Origin of the sequence: Cupriavidus basilensis (genome assembly GCF_029335485.1) — a bacterium.
Lineage (GTDB): Bacteria > Pseudomonadota > Gammaproteobacteria > Burkholderiales > Burkholderiaceae > Cupriavidus > Cupriavidus basilensis_E.
Genome location: NZ_JARJLM010000165.1, coordinates 1 through 5545, shown reverse-complemented (window position 1 = coordinate 5545; position 5545 = coordinate 1). Strand labels below are relative to the sequence as shown.

The following is a 5545-nucleotide window of genomic DNA, read 5'->3' as shown; positions in this document are numbered from 1 at the left end:
GTCGCAACCGGGCGCCGGCTCGGACAGCATGGCCGCGTGGCTGTCGAACCGCCTCAACGCCGAGATGCTGGTACTGGTCAAGTCCTGTCCGGTCGAACCCGGCCTTGCCGTGGAGCAGTATGCCGGGCAGGGGCTGGTCGACCGCCGCTTCGTCCATGTCACGCGGGGCGCGCCCTATCCCATCGCGCTGCTGCACAAGAGCGATCTGGCGCGCATGCGCGCACTGCTGCTGCATCCGGCAACGTGCTGAAGTTGCGCTAGCGCCGGCCAGGCGCATGCCGGCGGCAGCCGGCATGCGCGAACCCGCAATCAGCTATGCGCCGCGAACGGATGCGCCGAGCTCTGCTTCCTGGCTACCACGTCGGCGGCGCTCGGCCAGCCGTCGACGGCGCGCTTGATGGCTTCGCGCGTGGCCTGGTAGTTGTAGTCCTGGATCTTGTTATCGTCCTCGGCCTGCCAGTGGATGAATACGCCCACGCTGATAAACAGGTCGTCTGCTTCGGCGGACGGGATGGTGCCGTCTTCCACGCTATCCGCCACCGCCATGGCCACGCCGCGCTGGGCCGGGCCGAACATCTGCACGGCCTGCTTGGCGCCCTTGATGGTGACCTTGTTGAACAGCACGGTGTTCGGCTTGGCCTGCAGGTTCGGCGCGACCACCGCGAGCAGCGACGTGAAGCCGTCCTTGTTGTTGGTCAGCGCGTTGCAGAAGGCGGTTTCGGCAGCCGAGCCGCGCGGCCCCAGGATCAGGTCGATATGCGCGACCTCGTTGCCGTCGCCGACCAGCGATTCGCCAACACGAACACGATCGATTTTTGCCATTTGCGAGTCTCCCGTTTAGAGGATGTTCAGGAAAGGAAAAGAAGGCGCAATGCGTCCCCCCGGGGCTTTACCTAACACGTTCCATGCCAAGTGCCGCCGCTGGCCCCTTTGCCAGGGCGTGCGCATGGTGGAGGGCATCTGCCTGTGCCAGACGCGGGCCCGACGGGTGACACTCTGTGCGAGCGGCGGGCGATCCCTGCGCACAATGTGATGAACGCGCGGGCCGGCAGCGGCTGGCTAGGCGTGCTGGCGCAGGTTGCGGGTGCCGATGGACAGGGCCGCGGGGATGCCGGCGGTGCGGCGGAATTCAGCGTGGCTCGCCTTGATCAGCGACTGGATCCGCTCGCCGCGCAGGCACAGTTCGGCGTCGAGCGCGCCTGTGGCCGCTCCGGTGGCCGAGACCGAACAGAAGGGGTGGCCGGCAGCCACATAGGTGCCTGGCACGGGAATGTCGTGGCACCAGCCGGTGCGCATCAGCGCGGCTGCGAGCGTGGCGTTGACCTGTGCCGCTTCTTGCGCGAAGACAATCTGGAAGCCGCGCACCCCGGCCTGCCGCACCGCCGGGGGCTCGGGCGTTGCGCCGCGGCAGGCCTGCAGGTGCGCGTGCATCAGGCCGCGCGGACAGGCATCGGCGTAGAGCGCCATGCTGGCCGGCGGCCGCGGGTTGACTTCGAGCACCGTGAGCTCCGGCGCATCGAACAGGAAGTCGATGCTGTTCAGGCCGAGCAGGCCGGTTTCGCGCGCAATGCAATGCACGATCTCGACGAGGCGTGCCATCGCGGCCGCCGGCAGTATCGACGGTCCGGCCGCGCCCTGGAACAGATAGGGGCAGTCGTGGTGCGCGGCGATGCGCTGCAGGCTGATGCCGACCAGCTGGACGCCTCGGCGGTGGGCGACGAATAGCGCGGACATCGGCAGGCCGGGACTGCGCCGCTGGAAGTAGCGGGTGGTATCGACGGCACTGACGGCACTGACGGCACTGACGGTGCTGATGGTGCCGCTGGTATCGGCGGCATCCTCGGCGGCCAGCTGGCGGATGTGCCAGCCGCCGGTACCGCCGACAGCCTTGCACAGCCAGCCAGACGGATCGCGCGGCATCTCCAGGCGGGTTTCCGGATGCGCAATGCCGAGCGCGGCCAGCAGCGGGAAGAAGACACCGGGCTGCTTGACGCCGCGCACCGTGGCGGCGCTATTGCCGAACAGCGGCACCAGCGCGTGGCCGGCATCGAGCAGCTCGGGCCGTTGTTCGAAGCCGCTGCCGGCAACCCAGCCAGACGGATGCTCGGTGTCGCGCAGCCGGCGCAGCGCGGCGAGCAGGTGTTCGCCGTCGACGGCCATCGTGCCGGCGGCGCCGATCGGCTCCCAGCGCGCCGCGACGTGCCGCGTGTCGGCGTCGCCGAACAGGTCCAGCGCGGCCACGCGCAAGCCGGCTTGCGCCGCGGACTCGGCCATCATTCGCGAAGACAGGCCGGCAACGATGAGGGTTTGGGAGGGCATGGCGGCTCGAGGGGAGTCAAGAACAATGGGCTTCGCTTTGCGTGGCGCCGGGTCAAGCCGGCCCTCTTCCCGTTGGGGGAGCGACAGCCGTCGCCATCTCGAACGGAGCTGGAGCACCCTGTCGCCTTCATCAGGCTGCCGCTCTCCGCACGGCGGATGAGGGGCCGGGGGAATGCGTGGGCGTGTCCCGTGGCACCACGCCGGAGAGAGGCCAATGGCTGCGCTGGCGCTCGCTATCAAGCAATCGGCATACCAGGCGTGCCACGAGGCGCAAGCGGGGCAATCCGGCCTGCTGCACGCGCGGGGGACAGTGGCACTGTCACGGCCGCTGTGCCGCTTTCCGCGCAGGCTGTCACGGCTCTGCCGCGTGCCTGGCGGCGCTACGGCTGGTCGGCCGTCTCTGCCTGCGCCAGATTGATATGCAGCCGGTGTATCTTGCGGTACAGCGTGTTCCGGCTGATGGAGAGCGAGCGGGCCACCGTGCTGACGTTCCAGCGGTGCTTGTGCAGCAGGCCGAGGATGGTGTCGCGCTCATTCAGCTGGATGGCATTGAACTGCGCCAGCGCCCTCGCTTCGTCGTCCGGCATATCGGGCGCCGCTGGCCTGGCGGGCTCGCGGGGCAAGCTGGCTTCCGCCGCGCCCTGCGTGATTTCCGCCGGCAGGTGCTGGCACGCGATGGCGTCGCCATCGCAGAGCGCCAGCGCAGTGCGCAATACATGGCGCAACTGCCGGAGATTGCCGGGCCAGGGGTAGCGCAGCAGCGCCTGCTCCGCCTCCGGTGCCAGCGCCGGCGCCCGCTCCGGCTCGGCCTCCTCGGCGAGAATGTGCTGCATCAGCGTCAGGCGATCGGTGCGCTCGCGCAGCGGCGGCAGGCGTAGCTCGATGCCGTTGAGCCGGTAGAACAGGTCTTCGCGGAACTGGCCGCTCTGCACCAGTTCGGCGAGGTTGCGGTGGCTCGCGCTGACCAGCTGGAAATCGACCTTGACCACCGCCTCGGAGCCGAGCGGCGAGACCTGGCGTTCTTCCAGCACGCGCAGCAGGCGGGACTGCAGGGTCATGGGCATGTCGCCGATCTCATCGAGAAACAGCGTGCCGCCGTTGGCCTGGATGATCTTGCCGCGCCGGCCTTCGCGCTGGGCGCCGGTGAACGCGCCGGCGCGGTAGCCGAACAATTCGCTCTCGATCAGGTTTTCCGGCAGCGAGGCGCAGTTGATGGCAACAAAGGCGCGCTCGCGCGCCGGGCTCATCTGGTGCAGGGCATTGGCGAAAACCTCCTTGCCGCTGCCGGTTTCCCCGTGCAGCAGGATGGGGACGCGCCGGGTGATGACGCGTTGCGCCAGCCGGACCTGGGCTTCCATCTGCGGGTCGCCAAAGGCCAGCCTGGCGGACGGCGCCTCCGTGGCGAGGCTGCGCGCGGCCACGGCCGGGGGGGCCACGTCCGCCGCCCGCGGCGCGGGCTGGCCGATGACCGGCTTCGGGCTGCCGCTGGCGCCAAGGTTTGGCTGCTGCGCCACCATGAAGAAGCGGTTCGACGCGCTCGCGCGATAGACCGGCACCGGGTGGAAGGAGTGGCGCGCGCACCGCGCCAGGATCTCGTCGAGCGAGGTCTTGAACAGTTCGTCGATCTGCTTGCCGAGCAGCGCGGACAGCGAACGGAAATCCAGCTGGAACAGCGCACTGCGGTTGGCTGCCAGCACCCTGCCGTTGCCGTCGATCGCCAGCTTGCCTTCATGCAGGGTGTTGACGAGTTCGGGGCGGCTGTGGAAATGGACCTGGTGCGCATGCTTGAAGCGCTCGTCCATCAGCCGGTTCTCGATCATCTGGCGGGACATGCCGACCAGCACCAGCGAATGCTGCTGCAGCAGCGGTGAACGGCTGGTGACGTCGAGCACGGCGGTCAGCTCGCCGCGGTCGTCGAAGATGGGCGAGGCCGAACACGTCAGCGAAGTGTACTGCGCAAAATAGTGTTCATTCTGCCGCACCGCAACAGGCTCGGCTTCGATCAGGCAGGTACCCATGCCGTTGGTGCCGGCTTCGCGCTCGCTCCAGACCGCGCCGGTGCGGAAGCCCAGCGGTTCCACGTCCTGCGAAAAGCCGACGGACGACACCATATGCACGATGACGCCGTCCACATCGGTCAGCACGACGGCCAGCTCGGGGTCGGCGAGCTGCTGGTAGAGCGTGGTCATCTCCAGCTTGGCGCACGCGATCAGGTCGCTCATGCGGTCGCGCCGCACATTGAACTCCGGCTGGGTCAGGATCGGCGGCATGGCCTGTTGCGCCGGATCCAGCCGGAAGTCCCGCAGGCAGCGCGCCCAGGAGCGCGTCACCACCGAGCTGTTCTGTGCACCGCACAACTCTCCGTTGACGACGTTCAGGATCTGCGCGACGTGGTGACTGGCGGATTGAAGTATTGTCACCGAGCTCCTCCTTTAGCCTGCGGGCTTCTTGTGCGGTGCAATCTGGTGTGGGCTGCGATCTGCTGCGACGCAATGTAGGAAGCGGCCAACGGTGGTTGTGTTCGTGGAAGCCGATTTCCTTCGGGGAGGTGACACTATAGGCCGGACTCCGGATTGCATCAACGTGGCGGAAACCCTCGATTTCGAGGGCCCCCGGCTCAGCGCGCCGCCCGCGTCGCCGGTGCAATGCCGCAGGCGTGCAGCGCTTCCTCCTGGATGCCCCGATAGCGCCTGGCGGCGTTCTTCCCGTATTCCGGATCGCGGAATATTGCGCCGCCTTCACCGCCGAGCGTGGCGTACCTGGCGAAGGTAGAGGATTCGACATAGTCGTCGTAGGGCAGCCGCGCAGCGATCTGGTCGATCGCGCACGCGCACTTGTACAGGTAGGCCTGGGCGCCGCCGTTCTTCGCCATGCACTCGCCCACATATTCGACGCGGGCGGTGGTGGGGTAGTTGTTGGCAGGCTGGTCTTGCTGCGTCTGCGCGCCGGCCGGCATCATGGCCGATGCCGCCAGCAGGCAGGCCATATGCCGAAGGCCGAAGAAGGAAGGCAGCATGGGGGTCTCCTCGTGTCGGGCGATTTCATACGCCGCTATTTTTCGCAAGCTTTGCACGGCTCGTCCCGCACGCCGACGCAAGTCGCGCGCCAGCCGGCAACGGCGCCGCGCCTAGGCGGCTCTGCCGCCTCGGCTGGTCCAGTTATGACACATATTGTCCCGGCATCGCCCCGCCCCCTGGAACGAATGGGTGCGCATTGCCACGGCTGG

4 protein-coding genes and 1 pseudogene are annotated in these 5545 nt (G+C 68.0%); 1 reads left to right on the top strand and 4 read right to left on the bottom strand.

Features of this window, described 5'->3' with window-relative positions; translation table 11 throughout:
• Positions 1–250: pseudogene (locus tag P3W85_RS10080) on the top strand (aspartate kinase); the annotation flags it as partial.
• 59 nt (positions 251–309) lie between these two features.
• On the opposite strand, the gene fae reads toward P3W85_RS10080, so the two are convergent.
• From fae to P3W85_RS10060, 4 genes are all read right to left on the bottom strand, one after another.
• Positions 310–822, bottom strand: a complete 513-nt coding sequence (gene fae, locus P3W85_RS10075; protein WP_017229170.1) for a formaldehyde-activating enzyme — start codon at positions 820–822, stop codon at positions 310–312.
• A gap of 237 nt (positions 823–1059) precedes the next feature.
• Positions 1060–2319 (bottom strand): ATP-grasp domain-containing protein, encoded by a 1260-nt coding sequence (locus P3W85_RS10070; protein WP_276264687.1) that lies wholly within the window; start codon positions 2317–2319, stop codon positions 1060–1062.
• A gap of 380 nt (positions 2320–2699) precedes the next feature.
• A complete protein-coding gene (locus tag P3W85_RS10065; protein WP_276264686.1) occupies positions 2700–4739 on the bottom strand; it encodes a sigma-54-dependent Fis family transcriptional regulator in 2040 nt (679 codons plus the stop codon).
• 197 nt (positions 4740–4936) lie between these two features.
• The gene (locus P3W85_RS10060; protein ID WP_017228605.1) at positions 4937–5335 is read right to left on the bottom strand and encodes a hypothetical protein; all 399 of its coding nucleotides are present in this window, start codon (positions 5333–5335) and stop codon (positions 4937–4939) included.
• Positions 5336–5545: the final 210 nt, after the last annotated feature.

What these genes read in the sequence shown, in the direction of transcription:
- fae (WP_017229170.1), bottom strand. Translation starts at nt 822, where the DNA reads ATGGCAAAAATCGATCGTGTTCGTGTTGGCGAATCGCTGGTCGGCGAC.
- P3W85_RS10060 (WP_017228605.1), bottom strand. Translation starts at nt 5,335, where the DNA reads ATGCTGCCTTCCTTCTTCGGCCTTCGGCATATGGCCTGCCTGCTGGCG.
- P3W85_RS10070 (WP_276264687.1), bottom strand. Translation starts at nt 2,319, where the DNA reads ATGCCCTCCCAAACCCTCATCGTTGCCGGCCTGTCTTCGCGAATGATG.